The sequence below is a fragment of the Phocaeicola vulgatus ATCC 8482 genome, from assembly GCF_000012825.1.
Classification (GTDB): Bacteria; Bacteroidota; Bacteroidia; order Bacteroidales; family Bacteroidaceae; genus Phocaeicola; species Phocaeicola vulgatus.
Genome location: NC_009614.1, coordinates 1,337,994 through 1,356,338, shown reverse-complemented (window position 1 = coordinate 1,356,338; position 18,345 = coordinate 1,337,994). Strand labels below are relative to the sequence as shown.

The 18,345-nt window shown below is 47.7% G+C and carries 16 protein-coding genes; all 16 read right to left on the bottom strand.

Annotation, left to right across the window (positions count from 1 at the left end; translation table 11 throughout):
- Positions 1-8 precede the first annotated feature (8 nt).
- Positions 9-962: a beta-ketoacyl synthase chain length factor gene (locus BVU_RS05175; RefSeq protein ID WP_041174414.1), complete on the bottom strand. Its 954-nt coding sequence runs from the start codon at positions 960-962 to the stop codon at positions 9-11.
- A gap of 3 nt (positions 963-965) precedes the next feature.
- Positions 966-2,156, bottom strand: a complete 1,191-nt coding sequence (locus BVU_RS05170; protein WP_011965007.1) for a beta-ketoacyl-[acyl-carrier-protein] synthase family protein — start codon at positions 2,154-2,156, stop codon at positions 966-968.
- Positions 2,153-2,410, bottom strand: coding sequence for a phosphopantetheine-binding protein (locus tag BVU_RS05165; RefSeq protein ID WP_005844336.1), 258 nt, complete (start codon positions 2,408-2,410; stop codon positions 2,153-2,155). The genes BVU_RS05170 and BVU_RS05165 overlap by 4 nt, the downstream gene beginning before the upstream one ends.
- 5 nt (positions 2,411-2,415) lie before the next feature.
- Positions 2,416-4,146 (bottom strand): beta-ketoacyl synthase N-terminal-like domain-containing protein, encoded by a 1,731-nt coding sequence (locus tag BVU_RS05160; protein WP_005844339.1) that lies wholly within the window; start codon positions 4,144-4,146, stop codon positions 2,416-2,418.
- Positions 4,131-4,574, bottom strand: coding sequence for an acyl-CoA thioesterase (locus tag BVU_RS05155; RefSeq protein WP_011965006.1), 444 nt, complete (start codon positions 4,572-4,574; stop codon positions 4,131-4,133). The genes BVU_RS05160 and BVU_RS05155 overlap by 16 nt, the downstream gene beginning before the upstream one ends.
- Positions 4,571-5,008 (bottom strand): hydroxymyristoyl-ACP dehydratase, encoded by a 438-nt coding sequence (locus BVU_RS05150; protein ID WP_005844343.1) that lies wholly within the window; start codon positions 5,006-5,008, stop codon positions 4,571-4,573. The genes BVU_RS05155 and BVU_RS05150 overlap by 4 nt, the downstream gene beginning before the upstream one ends.
- The gene (locus tag BVU_RS05145; RefSeq protein WP_011965005.1) at positions 5,005-6,075 is read right to left on the bottom strand and encodes a methyltransferase; all 1,071 of its coding nucleotides are present in this window, start codon (positions 6,073-6,075) and stop codon (positions 5,005-5,007) included. The genes BVU_RS05150 and BVU_RS05145 overlap by 4 nt, the downstream gene beginning before the upstream one ends.
- 13 nt (positions 6,076-6,088) lie before the next feature.
- On the bottom strand, positions 6,089-6,973 hold the full coding sequence (locus BVU_RS05140) for an acyltransferase (RefSeq protein ID WP_011965004.1): 885 nt from the start codon (positions 6,971-6,973) through the stop codon (positions 6,089-6,091).
- A complete protein-coding gene (locus tag BVU_RS05135; RefSeq protein WP_005844349.1) occupies positions 6,973-7,224 on the bottom strand; it encodes an acyl carrier protein in 252 nt (83 codons plus the stop codon). Before BVU_RS05135 ends, BVU_RS05140 begins: the two co-directional genes overlap by 1 nt.
- Before the next feature lie 21 nt (positions 7,225-7,245).
- Positions 7,246-8,475 carry a beta-ketoacyl-[acyl-carrier-protein] synthase family protein gene (locus tag BVU_RS05130; RefSeq protein WP_011965003.1) on the bottom strand — a complete coding sequence of 410 codons (1,230 nt, stop codon included), beginning with the start codon at positions 8,473-8,475 and terminating at the stop codon, positions 7,246-7,248.
- A 7-nt stretch (positions 8,476-8,482) separates the two neighbouring features.
- Positions 8,483-9,211, bottom strand: coding sequence for a 3-oxoacyl-ACP reductase FabG (gene fabG / locus BVU_RS05125; protein WP_011965002.1), 729 nt, complete (start codon positions 9,209-9,211; stop codon positions 8,483-8,485).
- Positions 9,208-10,740, bottom strand: coding sequence for an HAL/PAL/TAL family ammonia-lyase (locus BVU_RS05120; protein WP_008781360.1), 1,533 nt, complete (start codon positions 10,738-10,740; stop codon positions 9,208-9,210). Before BVU_RS05120 ends, fabG begins: the two co-directional genes overlap by 4 nt.
- A gap of 226 nt (positions 10,741-10,966) precedes the next feature.
- Entirely contained in the window at positions 10,967-12,448 is a 1,482-nt protein-coding gene (gene cysS / locus BVU_RS05115; RefSeq protein ID WP_011965001.1) for a cysteine--tRNA ligase, read from the bottom strand.
- 374 nt (positions 12,449-12,822) lie between these two features.
- Positions 12,823-14,706 (bottom strand): arabinan endo-1,5-alpha-L-arabinosidase, encoded by a 1,884-nt coding sequence (locus BVU_RS05110; protein WP_005850207.1) that lies wholly within the window; start codon positions 14,704-14,706, stop codon positions 12,823-12,825.
- Between the two features lie 73 nt (positions 14,707-14,779).
- The gene (locus BVU_RS05105; RefSeq protein ID WP_011965000.1) at positions 14,780-16,558 is read right to left on the bottom strand and encodes a bacterial Ig-like domain-containing protein; all 1,779 of its coding nucleotides are present in this window, start codon (positions 16,556-16,558) and stop codon (positions 14,780-14,782) included.
- A 24-nt stretch (positions 16,559-16,582) separates the two neighbouring features.
- A complete protein-coding gene (locus BVU_RS05100; protein WP_005844363.1) occupies positions 16,583-18,334 on the bottom strand; it encodes a RagB/SusD family nutrient uptake outer membrane protein in 1,752 nt (583 codons plus the stop codon).
- Positions 18,335-18,345 lie beyond the last annotated feature (11 nt).

Genomic DNA, 18,345 nt, shown 5'->3' with positions numbered 1-18,345 from the left:
TACGGAAACTAGGATGTGCATCGCTTGATTAAGATGATTGAGTGATTGATACCTTGATATTGGTTATAAATCAATGCGTAACGGGATGAAGCTTCTTCTTTCAAGGCTTTTGCCGCCATCCAGAGAGCATAGGATGAAGCAGTCTGATATTCTCCGCATTGTTCTTTAAAGCTGCTATGCAGGGCATGAGGGAACAGACTGTGTTCCAGCTCTGTATAAACGGCATCTGTTGCTTCCTGCCCGTTCTTGCCACTGATAAACCAGTCAATGTCTTCGGGTGCAAGCCTGTGAGATTTTAGAAAATGATGCATCCTGTTACTGATTTCCGGAGCACTCATCCGGGTGATAAAAGTATCTACCCCTTTCAGTTCGGCAAAAGTCTGTTCCTCTTTTTGTGCGCTTAACAGGAAAAATTGTGCTCCCTCACCGGCTGTCGTTCCTTTCAACAGTCCTAAACGCTGCTGAATGATATGGCTGGTAGGGGTTATTTCATCCATAGCACCTGCCAGTACATGCTGTTTGCCTTCGGCAATGCTCATGATGCCATCTATCAGAGCACTTTCAAAACTTAAACCACGGTGTACATACGTAACATTATAAGCATGTATTTTGAGTAGCAAAGCTAGCTGTGCACCCACCGTATTAAAGGTGGACTGAATGAAAGCGGTGGGATTGAGCATCTGTTCCCGGTTGTCCATCAAGGCGTTCATAAACTTTTCCGTATCGGCCAGACAACCCAGTCCCGTAGCAGTGATAATGGCATCTACCTTTTCCGGCGGGATATCTTTCAGACATTCCAGTCCGCAGGCTACTCCCATCTTGATCATGCGGCTCATGCGCCTCCGCAGATTGGCGTTGGTGATCATTTCTTTATAATCAGGTTCCTGTGCGGAGAAATAAGGCTTTTCATTGCTGCTTTCCGCATGGATAGAGGCGATACGGTTGATATATACTGGGCACATACGCTATTGGGTTAGAGTGGAAAATACGAGAGATGAGTTGTTGCCGCCAAATCCGAAGGAGTTGGATAATACATGTCGTATGGGAAGTCCCGACCGGAAAATCGTTTCAGGGATGAGGCCGCTTTCTTCATCGGACAGATGGAAGTTCAGACTAGGGTAAATCAGTCCGTGACGGATGGAGAGTACGGAATATACGGCTTCTATTCCTTCCGAGGCTCCCAGGGTGTGCCCGATGAATGCTTTGACCGAACTGAAGGGAGGGATGCGGGTTCCGAAGATACGCCGGATGGCTTTCCCTTCGGAAGCGTCGTTGCTGGGAGTGCCTGTGCCATGTACATTGATATAGTCTATGGCTCCGGCTGTCAGCCCGGCAGAGGCTATGGCCTGACTCATGGAAAGGAAAGGCCCGTCTCCGTCGGGGGAACTTCCTGTCTGGTGGTAGGCTTCATTGGCATTGGCGTAACCGCTGAGTTCACAATAAGGAGCTTTAATCAGGGATTTTTCAGATTGAAGAACAAGGTATCCGGCTCCTTCTCCCAGGTTTAATCCGGCACGTGTGCGGTCGAAAGGACGACAGTGCTCTTTGTCCAGTATCATCAGTGAATTGAAACCGTTGAGCGTGAAACGGCATAAGGCATCCGTTCCGCCTACGAGGACGGTGTCCAGATAACCGTGTCGAATCAGGCGTGCTCCTAACATAATAGCATTTGCGGCGGAAGAACAGGCGGTGCTGAGGGTGGTCACCGTCCCTTTGACTCCTAAATAAGCGGCTATCATTTCGGTACTGGCCCCACAGTCATGGGAGATAATGTCACGCAATCTCCCTTTTCGGTTATCTTCCCGGAAAGAGGCATAAAACCGCTCGCTTGCATCCATTCCTCCGATGGAGGTGGAAGAAATGAGCCCGATACGAGGAGAAGTGAAATCGAGTTCCGCATCACGGGCTGCTTCTTGGGCAGCCAACAAGCCTAGCAAGGCTGTACGTGAATACGTTTTGCCGGATGGAAGGGAGAGGAGTTTCTTTAATTCTTCATTGCTCTGTTTTACTTCGGACACGGGTACGTCAAGTGCGGTGGGGAAAAGGGTGATTTTCCCCATGCCGTGTTTGCCTGCTTTCAAGGAATCCAGATTTTCTTCCACTCCTTTCCCTATGCCCGAAATCACTCCCAGACCGGTGACATAGATCTTCCTCATTTCTGATGGGCGGTGATGTAGTCTGCCAGGGTACGTACCGAATAGAATATTTCTTTGCCTTTGGCAGGGTTCTCTATCTTGATTCCATAATTCCTTTCCAGAATCAGGATAATCTCTAACGCGTCAATCGAGTCAAGCCCCAGTCCGTCATCTCCGAATAAAGGTGCTTCACTGTCAATGTCCTCCGGAGTGATTTCTTCCAGGTTCAATGCTTCTATTAATTCAACTTTCAGTTTATCAATCAATTCTTCCATATTCTTTATTGTTTTTCGATCAGTTTAAATACTGCTTTATAGGTGTTCTTCCATAATTCACACCACCCGATGATGCAATAGTTCAGTTTCCCTTTTTGCATGACTATACGTGCGTATCTTTCCAGTTTTTCCGGCTGATAGGCTTCAGTGATGAAAAAGGTGTTTTCCCCTTGTATCTTGTGGCGGATGCAAATCTCGCCGGACACTACATTGGGTAGTGTGTAAACAAATACAGCCGGACTGGCTGCCTGGTCTCCTTCCCGGTCTATCAGTTGCTGGTGTCTGATGTCCGTATGCAGAGAGGAAGCGGCATTGGCAAGTAACATCCCCATTTCCAGTGGAGCGAATGTCTTACCTTCCAGCAAGTATTCGGCGGCCACATATCCCAATTTGCAAAGGTCATCCATTTTATAGAATTTCAGGTTGTTTCCGCCTGTTTTTTTATAGGTATCACGTATAAATGTGCCGAAATCCGGTTCTTCGGAATGAAAAATAAGTTCGTTGTTTATGAAGACAGAACTGTTTTCAATACGAACCTCCCGTGTACATCGGATTTCGGGCAAGGTGTTGTCCTCATCCTTGAACGGAGTATATTCCGGTAAAGATAAGACAATGGCTGCGTTGCATCCGCCGAATCCCGAAGCGGTTTTTACGCAATGTTTCATCGGGATGCTCCGGTGGGTGGCATAGACCGGTATCGGCATAGGAACTCCCGGTGTTTCGTAACCCGGAGTGCCGAACAGGATGCCTTGTTTCAGTTCGTGCATACAGACAATGCTTTCAATGATTCCCGATGCTCCCAAGGTATGGCCGAAATAGGGCTTCAAACTATGGACGGGCACTTGTTCCAGATGAGCCAGTGTGAGGGCTTTGGATTCCATTTCGTCATTGTATACGGTAGCTGTGCCGTGTGCATTGACAAAGCTGATATCCTGAGGGGCTGTCCCTGCTTCCTGCATGGCTTGGCGGATGGCGAAATAGAGTCCGTCTCCCGTGCGGGAAGGACCGGAGATGTGGTTGGCATCGTTACTGACGGCTCCTCCCGAAAGGATAACATGTTCTTCTGTTCCTTCTGAACTGAGCAATACGGCTCCGCAGGCCTCTCCCAAGTTCAATCCGTCACGGCTGCTGTCATACGGACGGCATGGGCGGGAGCTGAGAGACCGGAAAGACCCGAAACCGCTGGTGATGAAATGAGAGAGAAGGTCACCTCCCGCTACGATTACCCGGCGGTAGATACCGTTCTCTATCATGCGTTTTCCTGCTATGAGGGCTGACACTCCTGAAATGCAGGCATTGGAAATGACATGCACCCGTTCCTCGGCATGGAAATAACCGGCAATGTTTTCTGCCATTTTCCAAAGAAAGACCGCTTCATCGGGATGTTCCGTATGACGGGCCAGTAAATCGATGTTCCCTTTGGTGGTGGAGAGGATGAGTCCGCAGGTTTTGTCTTCCAAAGTTTGTCCGGACTGACGGATGAGTTCGTTGATAGTCAGTATGAACAGTTGTTCCATCCGGGGATAGCCACTTACTCCTATGGCTTCCGCCTGTTGTTGCAATCTCTCTTGCGAGAGAGTGGCTGCCAATAGGGGAGTGTCCGCAATCCGTTTGTCCGTCTGCAGGGTGATACCGCTGTGATAGCTCCGGATGGCTTCCAGATTTTCCTGTGTGCCGAAACCCAGCGCGCTGATCAGGGTATCATGGGTGATATAGGTAGTCAGATGATGTTCCATTTCTTTTTCCACTCTATGTAAAAGGCAGGATTAACCAGTTCCAGTTCTCTATTTGTATTCAGAAATACCTGTGTAGTGGTTCCTGTTGCCACAATGTTTTGGTCCGATGCCCGGTAGATGGTGTATTCAAAAAGGATTTTGGCAGCATCACTATGAATATACCGTGTCTCGACAATCGCTTCCTCGCCAAAAGACAGCGGTTGTTTGAATTGGCAGGTCAGGTCTACGATAGGAACTACATATCCTTCCCGGTAGATGCTCATATAGTCCAGACCGTACCGCTTTCCGAAAGCTTCGCGTCCGTCTTCGAAATAACGCACATATTCTCCATGCCATACTATCTGCATGGAATCTATCTCACTGAAGCGGACTTTGATGGTGGTCCGGTCCGTCAGTGCCGCTTGATGTGGACTTGTTTTTCGTTTCATTCTTTCTTCAGATATATTTTCATCCGGCATTCGGCCAGCAATTCATCGTTTTCTTTTACCTCGGCGGTAATCAGGGTGATATCAAATACTTCCTGAACGATGGTTATACCGGTATATAGTTCCGCTCCGGCAGAAGGAAGACGGAATAGTTTCATCTTTTCTACCGAACCGATAAAACCTAATGGTACAGGTTCTTTCCGCAGCATATAGATATAACCTACACGTGCCGCCGCCGACTGGGCGATGTGCTCTATGATTCCCGTTTCCTGTAATACACCGTCCCGGCAGAACAGGTTGTCGGTAGTGACGGTCAGCCCTGACCAGGATGTATTTTCTTCTATCCCATAGAAGCGGTCTATCATTACCATGGGCGGGCGTTGGGGAATCAGCCGGAACAGTTCTTCTCCCTGACAGATGATTTCTTTGCTGCTCATTTCAGTCTGCATTGCAGGATACTGTGTCCCAGTCCTATGTTATCTTGAATTTCTTCCACTTCCAATCCGGCATTTTCAATGCAGCGGATCAGGTCATCCGAATGGAACATCTTACTGTTGCCGTTGGCCATTGCTGTAAAGTAGAGGCTGATTTGTGTCAGGCAATAAGATGCTGTTTCATACCGTTGGCGATCCCATAATGTTTCCATAATATAGACTTTGCTGTCTTTGCCGATGGATTGTGCCACACGGGTCAGGATGCTGATGACTTCTTCTTCCGAGAAGCAGTCCAGAAACTGGCTCATCCATACAGCGTCAAAACCCGTGGGAAAGGGCACGTCCCGATCCAGCAGATTGGCGCCGTGACCGTGTATGCGTTCACTACCGGACAAACCGGCCGTTTGCTTTCTCATCATTTCCAGTTGTTGAGGCAGGTCCACGATGGTTACTTCCACTTCCTTATTATATTGTACGCATTGTGTGGCCCATTTGCCGGTATTCCCGCCAATATCGAGCAAGCGTTTCGGGTGATGGCTGAACACGATTTCCAATGCTTTGCCGAATGACTGGTCCGAATAGAAATGATCAAAGCCGAACCAGCTTTTCTGTACCTGTTCCGGCAATTGGGACAGACCTTCGTAAATGGTAGGCCATTCTCCGAATACTTTCAATCCTTCCGGACGCCCGTTTAAAAGAGCTTCTTCCAGATGGAACAATCCTTGATAGTTCACATCGTGATTGAATTCCATATTGACACGAGCCATTTTATCGTTCAGCAGAAACCAGCCTGCCTTGGCCAGTACATAACGGTCTTCTTCCAACAGGATGGTTCCGATGGTCAGCGATGCTTCCAGTAATACTTGTGCCGCATAGCGTGTCAGTCCGGTCCGCCCGCTGATTTCTTGCAGCGTATATCCTTCCCGTTTGCCGGACAATAATTGGAAAATTCCGAATTTCAACATCAGGCGCGATACTTGGAATACCACAGGACCGAAAGCTATCTCTTGTGCCAGTCTTTGCGCTTCGGCAGCCGTACATTGTTCTTTTGTATATCTTTTATGCATCATACCAGATTTATTTTTATGTCCAGAACGGGTAGTAATTGAACCATTGTTCCGGATACTGCCGGACAATCTTTTCCAGCGTTTGTGTATATTGCTCCAATAATGCCTGTTCGGCCCGTTTCTCTTTCGTCCGTACTACTGTCTCGGCTATAAAGAAATGGAAACGATACGTTCTTTGGGCTTCACGCATGGCAAAATAGAATACGACGGGTACTTTTAACTTCGAAGCCAGCAGGAAAGGGCCCATCGGAAATTTGGCTTCTTTTCCCATGAAAGAAGTCGTGAGTAATTTCTCTTTATTCAGATAGCGGTCTCCCTGAAAGCAGACATACTCCCGGCGGTCCAGCGCTTCCGTGATGCGGAATACATGTGTCAGGCTGTCTTCATTCACCGGAATTATTTTGTAGTCTCGCGTAGAGGCGTTCTTTTCCAAAATCTCCTTTATCCGCTTGTGTTCGGCATCAAACATGACGATATTGATCTTTTTGCCATATTCATCGAAGAAAGGAGCGCCTATTTCCCAGTTGCCCACATGGGCGCCAATCATAATTACTCCGGTGTTTCCGTTTAGTACGTCTAAAAATGCCTGATAGTTCTCAAACTTGAAATGATACTTGCCGGTCATTCCGTTGCCGATGGCCACTTTGTCAATCAATATTTGTCCCAGCCGGTAATAGTTTTTCAGGAGCAGTGCGACGGATTTCAGCCGTCCGTATTTCAGCCTGTTCCGTGCGTAACTCCAAGTATTGCCCGTTGCTTTCGGTGCGAAAGGTATGAAGTAGAGGACGACCAATGCCAGGAAGCCGTAGGCCGCAGTTATCCCCAGACAGCGGATCATGTAGATAAAGAACATGTATCCGAATGTGCCTCCTCTTGTCTTACCTTTCCATGTTTCGGACATCAGTCTTCTTTTTGCATATGTGAAATTACCAGATTATAGAAATCCTGGAAGGTTTTGATACCGGCAAAATCTTTGGCTGTAACGGTGAAACCGAAATTCTTGTCAATCAGTACTACCATATCCACCAGGTCAAGGCTATCCAATTCCAAGGTTTGCATCAAGGGTGCGTCCGGTTGGATCTGTTCTACATCAATCTCAAATTCTTCGGCCAGGGTGGTTCTGATCTTTTCGATGATTTCTTCGTTGGTCATAAATTTATATATTGGTTTGAATTAATTGTTTTCTTTAAATTTACGGATAATCAGTGAGGAATTGGTTCCTCCGAATCCGAATGAGTTGGACAAGAAGGTGTCAAATTCCGTTTCTATCCTCCGGGAGGGGATGTTCAGCAGAGCAGAGGCTTCATCGGGTTCTTCAAAATTGAGATTAGGAGCGATAAATCCGTTATTCATCATCAAGATGGAATAAATGACTTCACTGGCGCCTGCCATCCACATCTCATGTCCGGTTTGTGACTTGGTGGATGTGACATAGGGCCGATGGTTTCCGAACACTTCCGCTATGGCTTTTGCCTCATTCAAATCTCCCACGGGGGTGGAAGTGGCGTGTGCATTGATATATTGGATTTCTTCCAAGGGAATGCCCGCATCGTTGATTGCCATCTGTAAAGAGCGTCTGGGACCGTCCACATTCGGTACGGAAATATGATCTCCGTTGGATGAAAAACCGTATCCTATGACTTCTGCCAGAATAGTAGCTCCGCGCCTTACGGCTGATTCATAACTTTCGAGTACCAGGCTGGCGCCTCCTCCGCTGGGTACCAAACCGTCCCGTCCCTTGTCAAAGGGGCGCGATGCCTTTTCCGGTTCGTCCTCACGGGTGGAGAACGCGCCCAATCCGTCGAAACTACCCACGGAGTAAGGATTTACCTCTTGTGCTCCTCCGCACAGAATGCAGTCCTGAAGTCCCGATTTGATAAGCATATACGCCATGCCGATGGCGTGTGAACCGCTGGCACAAGCTCCCGATATGGTAAAATTAATTCCCTTCAAATGGAAAATAACCGAAAGGTTCATGGTAATCGTAGAGTTCATGGACTGGAAGATAGAACCGGAGCCCACCATAGCCGTATTCTTCTTGGCACGAATGACATCAATGGCCTCGATTACCGGAGCGGCGCTACTGTCATTTCCATACAATATGCCTACTTCATGATTTAATAAAAACTCCTCGTCTATTTGTGCCTGACGGAATGCCTCCAAGGTAGCCATATAGGCATATTCTCCCTGTTCGGCGAGGCTATGCCTCTTTTTGCGGTCCAATAACTTCTTTAAATCAGGACGTTCGACAAGTCCTGTCAATGCGGAAAAATACCCCATCTCTTTACGTGCCGGATCGATGCCGATGCCTGAACGCCCTTGGAACAAAGAGTCTTTCACCTCATCTTGGTTCTTGCCTATGCACGAATAAATACCCATGCCTGTAATCACTACTCTTCTCATCTTCTGCTTATGTATAGATTCCTCCATTGATGGAAATTACTTCTCCGGTGATATAGGAGGCTTGTTCCGATGCCAGGAAGCCTACCAGTGCGGCTACTTCTCCGGGTTCGCCGAACCGTCCTGCCGGTATCTGTTTTTTCCATTCATTTTCATCAATGCCGTTGGTCATATCCGTGCGGATAAATCCCGGTGCTACGGCGTTCACCGTCACGTGTTTTCTGGCCACTTCCTGTGCCAGTGCTTTGGTGGCGGCTATCATTCCGCCTTTGGCTGCCGAATAGTTGGTTTGTCCCGGCATTCCTTTGATACCCGACAGGGAAACGATGTTGATGATACGTCCGAATCGCTTTACCAGCATATTTTTCAGCAAGGGTTGGGTGACGTTGAAGAAACCGTTCAGGCTGATATCCAACACCCGGCTCCATTCATCCTGTTCCATCCACAGCATCAGGTTGTCACGGCGTATACCGGCATTGTTCACCAGTACCTCAATGTAGGTATCGGGATGCTTCTCCATCCAGCCGTTCAGTGCGGCGTGTGTGGCTACTGCGTCTGTCACGTCAAATTTCATCAGTTCGCCGTCCGAGCCTTGTTCCCGTATCTGTTGCAGGGTGGCTTCGGCTTCCGTATCGTTGTTTTGGTAGTTTATCAGTATATGATATCCCATTTCGGCCAGTTTCAGACATACAGCCCGTCCGATGCCCCGGCTTCCTCCTGTTACTAGTGCGTATTTCATTTTTCTTGCAACCTCCCTTTTTTAAGATATACCATCATTCTTTCTATCTCTTTATATTTAGGCGTATCTTCCCGGAACACAGGAAAAAATGCTCGTATCTCTTTATATACTTGTTGTGACCGGGGGCTTAGCCGACCGGCTATTTCCAAACAGTCTACAGCTTGTACAATACCCATCATCAGGATAGCCATCACCTGATAAGCATTTTCTATGACTGTTTTTGCCAGCAGTGCGGAATTGGTTCCCATGCTTACAATATCCTGATTGTCATTGTTGTTGGGGATGCTATGCACATACATCGGATTGGACAAAGTCTGGCACTCCGCTGTGGTAGAAGTCGCGGTAAATTGTGACGCCTGCAAACCATAGTTCAATCCCAGCACTCCCATATTGACAAAGGGGGGCAGAATGCCGTTGATGCGGTCGTGAAACAAGTAATTGATCTGCCGTTCGGCAAGCATGGCCAGTTTGGTGACCGCTATTTTCAGTTTATCCATTTCAAAAGAAACGTAATCTCCGTGAAAGTTACCGCCATGATACACGTTTTGCGTGTCGGGGTCCACTATCGGGTTGTCACAGGCTGAATTTATTTCGTTTATCAATACTTTTTCGGCATTGAGCAATTCATCATAAACCGGTCCTAGAATCTGCGGAATGCAACGCAACGAATAATAGGGTTGAACCTTATGGGTGAAGATTTTCTCTTCGTGTTTTCCGTTGTAAAGTTCATTCTCTCTTTTGCGTACACATTGGCTGCCTTCCACCCATTGGCGCATCATGCGGGCTATCTCTTGCTGTCCTTCATGCCGTTTGGCTTCGTTCAGCGGTTCAGACATGAAATCATCGTACGAGGCGGCAATTTCATTCATCATGACCGATGCGCCTACTGCCCAATGCATCAGTTGGCGGGCATAAATCAGGTTGACAATGCCTATACCTGTCATTACCGAAGTGCCGTTGGTCACTGAAAGCCCTTCGCGGATATGCATTTTGAAGGGTTGCAATCCGTTTTCCGCCAAAACGGATGCCGTATCTCTTTTCTTGCCTTGGTAAAAGACCTCTCCTTCTCCAATCAGGGTGAGGGCGATATGGGCAAGCTGTACCAAATCGCCACTGGCCCCTACACTGCCGTGTTCGGGTACGTATGGAGTAATCCCCCGGTTGATAAACTCGGTAATGAGCAATGCCAGTTCTTTATGTACGCCGGATTTTCCTTGCAGAAAAGTATAGAGACGCGCTATCATGGCAGCTTTGACATAGAGTTCCGGAAGGGGTTGCCCTGCTCCGGTGGCATGGCTGCGGATGATATTATACTGTAATTGTGACAAGGATTCATCTTCAATACGGTATTGGGCCATCGGTCCAAAGCCGGTATTGATGCCATAGATGATCTTGTCGTTGGAGAATGTTTTCAGAAAATGGAAACTCTCTTCCAATTTTTGCATACATTGGTCGGAGAGTGTCAGTGGCTCTTCTTCAAACAAAATCTTATACAGGGACGCTAAAGTTATCTTATTCTCAGCTAGCATTGGATTGGTGTGATAAGCAGTTTTGTATAATTTCCGCAAAAATAGTTATTTAAAAATAAGTATTACCATCCGAAGGGAGATTTTTCAGTTTTGATGGTTATCTGAAAGGTTCACCACAGATTATACAAATAAACGCAGATGCTTCTTAAATCATTGATTGTCAGGTGGGTAATCTGTGTGAATCTGTATAGTCTGTGGTGAAAAATATAGTGTCGCTCTATGTATTCTATTTATTCAGTTTCCATGTGAAACCGTCTTTGGTATCTTTCACTTCAAAGCCAAGAGCGGCCAGCTCATCACGGATTTTATCGCTTGTAGCCCAGTCTTTATTGGCTTTGGCTTTCATACGTTGTTCCAGCAGCATATCTACTACTTTGCCGTATGCCTCTTCATGTGCCTCGTTATTGGCGGCTTCTTCTTTCAGACCCAGGATTTCGTACATAAAGAGATGGAACATACTTTTCAGTTCTTCCAGATCTTCTGCGGAAATAGTGGCTTTCTTGTCCAGAACCGTATTAATCATACGGGCGCCGTCAAACAGATGGGCAATGACAATCGGTGAGTTCAAGTCATCATTCATGGCTGTATAACACTTTTCACGCAAGTCTTTTACCCCCTCTATGCCGGTGGTTTGTGTTGCCGGAGTGATGCGTTCAAGACCTTTCACAGCTTCTGTCAGCCGTTCCAATCCTTTTTCGGCTGCTTGTAATGCTTCGTTACTGAAGTCCACTGTACTGCGGTAATGTGCCTGAAGGATGAAGAAACGGATGGTCATGGGGCTGTAGGCTTGGGTCAGTAACTTGTGGGTACCGTGGAAGAACTCATCCAAGTTAATGAAGTTGCCGTATGATTTTCCCATCTTCTGTCCATTAATGGTAATCATGTTGTTGTGCATCCAATAGTGAACCATGTCATCTCCTTGTGAAGCCACGCTTTGTGCGATTTCACATTCGTGGTGTGGGAAAATTAAGTCCATTCCCCCTCCATGAATATCGAAATGCTCGCCCAGGTATTTCTTACCCATTGCGGTACATTCACAATGCCAACCGGGGAATCCGTTACTCCACGGGCTGGGCCAGCGCATGATATGTTCGGGTTGTGCACATTTCCACAGGGCGAAATCGGCAGGATTGCGCTTCTCGCTTTGACCGTCCAGCTCGCGGGTGGTGTTCAGCACATCGTCCAGGTTGCGGCCGGACAGTTTGCCGTAATGATGGTCTTTGTTGTATTTTGCTACATCGAAATAAACGGAACCTTCACTTTCATAAGCATAGCCGTTTTTCAGAATTTCTTCTACCAGTTCTATCTGTTCAATGATATGGCCTGATGCATGTGGCTCGATACTGGGTGGAAGTACATTCAAGGCTTCCATTGCCTTGTGGTAGCGATTGAGGTAATATTGCACTACTTCCATGGGTTCCAGTTGCTCCAGACGGGCCTTTTTGGCGATTTTATCTTCGCCTTCGTCTGCATCGTGTTCCAGATGACCGACATCGGTAATGTTACGGACATAACGTACCTTGTATCCCAGATGGGTAAGATAACGGAACAGGATATCGAACGTGATGGCGGGGCGTGCGTGTCCTAAATGGGCATCGCCATATACGGTAGGACCGCATACATACATACCTACATGAGGGGCATGCAAGGGAACGAAAAGTTCCTTTTGACGGCTTAATGTATTGTAAATGGTTAGTTTATTTTCCATAATTCATTCTATTAGAATTGCAAAGTTATAAATTAAAGTGTGTATTTGGCTAATAATTAACAAAAAATCTGATGCTGATGTCCTCTGCTTGTCTACAAATGGTGTTTGTTGGTTTAAAGGATAGAGATTTATGGTAATAAATAAAAGTAGGTTGTCTTTGAATGTAAAAGAACAGAATGATGATTTTTTGTATGGAGATTAGGGAACCTAACTCTTTTTCCTTTTCATGAAATAGGTTTCTCTTGTTTCTGTTTATGATCTTTAATCTCTGCTATTGATTTGTAAAACAGGACCACTGCCTCATAAACCTTGGTGTTGTTTTACGGGGCAGTGGTGGTGTTTCTATATGAAGTTTGCGTGCGGAGCGGGAATGTTTATTTGGACTTCTTTCCCCAATACGTCTTGTTGTTGGCATAGCCGGCATAGACGATGGTATGGGTGCGCGGACTGGCTTCCCAGTCGGTTTCGCGTTGCAGATAAAGTTCCACTCCGTTGACAGTCAGAATCTGTTGGGCGGCATCATAGCTCCACGTACTGCCTTTCCAGATACCTTCGGTGATAGTGTGGTCGGCGGCGAGAGTCATTGTTGCTGAAGTTCTCTGCTCTCCATATTTGTATGTAAGGTCGATGTGTTCCCAATTGCCGGGCAATTCTTCTTCGGTGATGGCTACCTTGGGAACGGCTCCGTAGCGTTCAGGCATTACGAGAGGCCAACCGTCTTTCGTCCAGCGGATGCTGCGTACGTGCCCCATCATGATGGCGTTGCTGGCGTTGATGCCCGGAACATCCTTAGGCAGACGGCCTTGTGAGGCGTAGAACCAGTTGTCTTTGCCATCGTCGAAGATAGCGCAGTGGGCGATGCCTACCCAGCCGTAGCCTTTGCTGAACTTATAGGGATGAGTCACTATGGGCAGTGCATCGGCACCGGCGGTCACGTCTTTGCCGTCAATGCCCACGTAGGGACCGGTGATGCTTTTCGAGCGGACCACACGGGTGTTATAGGGCACGTCGAGAGCGTCGTAGGCAAGGAAGAGGTAGTAGTAGCCATCGCGGTAAATGACTTCGGGACCTTCACTGGCTTGCCAGCGGTTACCTGTCTGGCGGGTGGCGATCAACTGACCATACTCGGCAGGTGCTTGGCCTGTAGCCCAAGGTTGGCCCAAAGTTTCGGCAGGCTTGCCTGTTTCGCTATTGAGCTTGAGAGCGGCTATGCCGCTATGCCATGAACCGTAGACCAACCAGTGCTCGCCTTCGGGCGTGATGACATAAGAGGGGTCGATGGCATTCCATTTATAATAGCAATTGGCCCAATCATCCGGCTTCACGTTGAAGTTAAGTCCTTTGTCGGAAGCATTGGTGATGACGTAGCCTTTGTCTACCCATCCGTCGTTGTTGGAGGGATCGTTGTTTTCCATCAGGCCGATAAAGGCGCGCTCCGACCAGGTGTTGGCACCGTTGAGTGTGCCGGGGCAGACAATGGAATAGTACATGCGATAGAGGCCGTTCTTTACCTTGCGTACTACGGGAGCCCAATAGCCGAAGTCATTAACATTAGGATTGATTTCGGCAAGTCCCATTTCTTTTCGTATTTCATTGAGCTTGGGCACTACCCATTCGGGCAGGTTCTTCATTGTACCGCCGAGGTATTCCCAGTTGACAAGGTCCTTGGAGCGACGACCGTGGAAGTGGCCGCCTGCGGTGTGGACGTTGCCGTATGAAGCATCCGTCTGATACATGTAATAATAACCATCTTCGGCCAATACAACCGAGGGGTCGTGTACGTTGGCAAGATTCCATTGAGAGCGTTTGCTCCAGTCACTTATCGAGGTATAGTCATCGGAGTAGGTGGGGGCCACGTAATTCTTGAGTTCATCGTCTAAGCTTAAGCTTTCTGTGGTGGCCGTGACCACCTCTGAATAGACATAACGGCTGTCACAGTAGACGTATGCACGGATATAGTAGGAGGTACCGGAGGTCAAGGTTGAGAGGGAGGCACTGAAATTCTCATCGGCATCCACCACGTGGTCTTTGATAGTCGGTACGGAAGCTGCTGCACTGTAACAGAAGCCTTTCTTGACTATTTGGTTCAGATCACCTGTAACCGATGCGGTGACGGTCAACGAGGTGGGTGTGGTTGTAGTTACTTTCGGAGTACTTACAGTTGCATAATAGCGGTCTATATCTTCGCTGTTGTCAGAACAAGCGGCTAAAACAAGGAATATTGGCAAGAACATCCACAATGGTAATAGTTTTTTCATCTGTTGATAGTTTAAAGACCATGCCGCTTCTTCCTGAGGAAAACGGCATGGCTTGTGTGATTACTGATTCGGATTAGAAGACGAGATGGCCGCCTTCAATCGTTAAAGCGAAGTTCAAGTCGTTCATATCCAATTTGTTGATCCCTAAATAGTATTGGGCATAGGAAGTACCTGAAGTGCCTTTCATTACTGCTTGAATGTCGGCTGTACCATTGCCGCAATTGGTCACGTAGACGGTGACTTTGGCTCCGTTCATATCGGCAAGCCAAGCAGCCCAGTCGCCTTGTGTACCGTTGTGAACGAGGCTGGCATTTCCATCGTATCCTGCACCCCATCCATAGTTGTCGGCGCGTACCACTGCATATTCGGCAAGATCGGCTTTGCGGAGAACGATAGCGAAGTTGCTCCAGTTATTAGCTTGGCTGGTGTAATTGGTGAAGCTGATGGATCTGGTTTCACCTGCCGGCACGTTGAAATTGTCAGAAAAGACAGTCCACCAACCCGTTGAATTGTCTTCGGCTCCTATGATACCGGCTGAGTTGCTCACAGCGGCAACCACAGATTCGGCAACTTTGACTTCTACGGTAGCGGTAACTTCGTCGGCAGTAATGGTTACGGTCTGCGTACCGGCTTTGGCAGGAATGGCAGAGAAATGGAGTTTGGCGTTGTCTACTACTCTTGTGCTTCCGTCGGCATAAGTAGCCGTTACTTCCAATCCTTCGGGAAGGAATGCCAGCGTACGGTCGGTCATCGTTTCCGTTGCTGCCGAAGTATAATAGTAATACTGCGTGTGCGCAGGTTGAGCCGTCACTTGGATGGATACAATTTTTTCCACTACTTCAAACGTAGCATTGGCCACCACCGGCTGGTTGCAATTCTCGCCCTTGAAGGTCTTGTTGTAGATGACTACCAGTGTCTTCGTGCCCAGTTCGTTCATATTGGGGATGGCAGTGAACTGGAGTTCTTCTGCGGTTACGGTCTTAGTCACCCCTTCTTCGAAGCTGACGATGGCAGTAATCCCGGCTACGGCTTCTTCGAGTGAGGTGCCGGCATTGACCTGATCGGGTACATTTTGCAGTACCATCGAGAGCGGATTCTTGTCTTCGGCAGAGGTAAGGCCGCCGATAGGAACGATGTTCGATTGCAAGAAGTTGATGTAAGAGCCTTCGGGTACCAGGAAGCAGCGGATGTTGGTATTGCTCGCGTCTGCATTCAGATTGGGTAACTTGTACGGCTGTTTGTAGGTTTTGGTTGCCGAGGCGTTCTGGATTTTGATAGAGAAGGCATTTTCATTGGTGCGGTCTACGGTGAGTGTTACTTTGCCGCCCAATTTCTGTACAGTTTCGTCCAGATTGTCAACGGGTGACAGCATCAGTGTGCTGGAGGTGTATTTGAAGAAGAGATGGGAACCCCATTGGGAGTTATAGGCCAAAGTATCGTTTGTGGTATCAAAACGATAAGCGCCATATTCCGTGTATCCTTCACCTCCGCGGTCTGCGTCATTGGTAATGACTAGGGCGAAGTTTTTATAATAGGTATTGTCGGCAGGGTTGATGTTGAGGTTGAACACTCCATGCCACTTCTGACCATCGGGCACGACGTAATACTTGGAGAAAGCTGTCCAGAAACCGGAGGTGTAGTCCGTATTACCGAAGGAGTAGACATCTTCCTGCATGCCCTCCAGCACTTCTTCTTCCGGATCTTTCTTTGAATTTGCTATGGAGTCCACTTTCTCGGAAATCCAGTCAGGGGCGTTAACATCATACAGCTCGCCACCCTCGCAGCTTGGCAATGCCATCAACCCGAAGGCGATGGAACAGCAAGCGTATACTAATTTATTGAGTATTCTCATTGTCTTACATTTTAATAGGTTTGTTTATTTGCTTAAGTCAACCACCGGATGAACAGTCCATCCGTTCTCACTGAAATAAGTAGAGTTGTCCGTGCTAAAGTTGGCAGAGTTACCACTTAGGTTAGGGTTCTTGTTCAACAACTGTTGTACGATGGGCAGAAATTCGTGCCCGGGTAAGTAGGTGTCAAAAGAACTTTTTAGTTCGGAGTCGGTTGCGATATCGTTGTAGTCTACAGGATCTTTGGTTCCGGTTACAGAACGGCGTACGACACTGTGCTCCTTAAGTTGTTGCAAACGATCATTCTTATAGAAGAATCCCCAGCGGATAAGATCGAATCCGCGTCCGAACTCACAACCAAATTCTTTCGGACGCTCCACATTGGCAATCTGCTCGAAGAGTTTGTCGGCTGTAGGGAAGTCAGCCAGTTCCAGATCGGGCAAGTCAGCGCGGTTGCGTACTTCGTTAATCCAGTCGATGGCCTGTTGTGTGGGGCCGTTGACTTCGTTTTCACATTCGGCAGCACGGAGCAGCACGTCGGAGTAGCGCATCAGACGCAAGTTGATTCCATCGTGTAAACCTGTAATAACGGTGCTATAGAGTCCGGTACGGAGGTTTGTGAACTTGGCGATGGGTAGACCACCGTATGTGTTGTTGGTTACGATGTTGTCGGTGGCTGTAAGTTTGCTCGTATAAGCTACATTGCCATATTCAAAGTCTTCCCAATCGGATTCGTAAGTACCGATGGTCCAGTACAGACGCGGGTCGAGTTTGCCGTCAGTAGTACGTTCTGCTTTGAAGAGATGGTAGAGCCAGGGGGAAGCCGAAATGTCGGCCCAACCGCCATAATTGCCGGGAGCGAAGTTACTCTCGATGGCCGAACCTTGGGTGGCATTCGGGCTGGTGTTCACCGGAGTCCACTCGTCGTCGGTTCCTTGTGATTCTAAGTCAAGGAATTGCACTTCGAAAAGGCTTTCCTTGTTGTTCTCATAGGCAGGACCTTCACGAAAGTTGTCGCCATAGTTATCCATCAGTTCATAAGTACCATATTTTTTGCCGATAATGTCTTTCAGTACAGTAAGGGCGTCTTTGAATTTATGGCGTACCATGAGCGCACGGGCATAGTAACCGGCTGCGGCACCACAGGTGGCACGTCCTTTTTCCCATTCGCCACCTTGATCTCGTGAGGGTAACAATTCCATGGCTTCTTTGAAATCACTTTCCACTTGGTCCAGCACGGCATCATAGGTGCTGTTGCCGGTATAAAGTCCATCCAATGAAGAGTAGGTGGCATAATCTGTGATGAGGGGCGGGTTCTGGTAATAACCAACCAGATTGTAGTATGACAGACCGCGCAGGAAGAGCACTTGTCCTTTGATGCGTTTCATTTTTTCGGAAAGCTGGCTGTTGTCTTCATCGCAACGGGAAATGGCAAAATTACATACATTAACGGTGTAGTACCATTCGCGCCAGGGCCACCACGTGATGTCCGAGGTTACTTCCGCATTCAGGTCATCGAAAGGCAGATACCATACTTGTGATGAATTCCAGGCTTCATCGCCACGACACACATCAATGGTGTAGCCTACACGGGCGTAAGAACCTTCCATACGGATATGGTTATAGGCGGCAATAACGCTCTCTTCCAAATCATCGGCATTGAAACCGAATGTGTTTGAGGTTTGCTGGTTGGGATTTAACAGCTCCAAATTATCATTGCAAGAAGTCAATGTGCCTAATCCCAAAAAGAGAACCAATGCATATTTATTGAGTTTCATATTGTTATGTT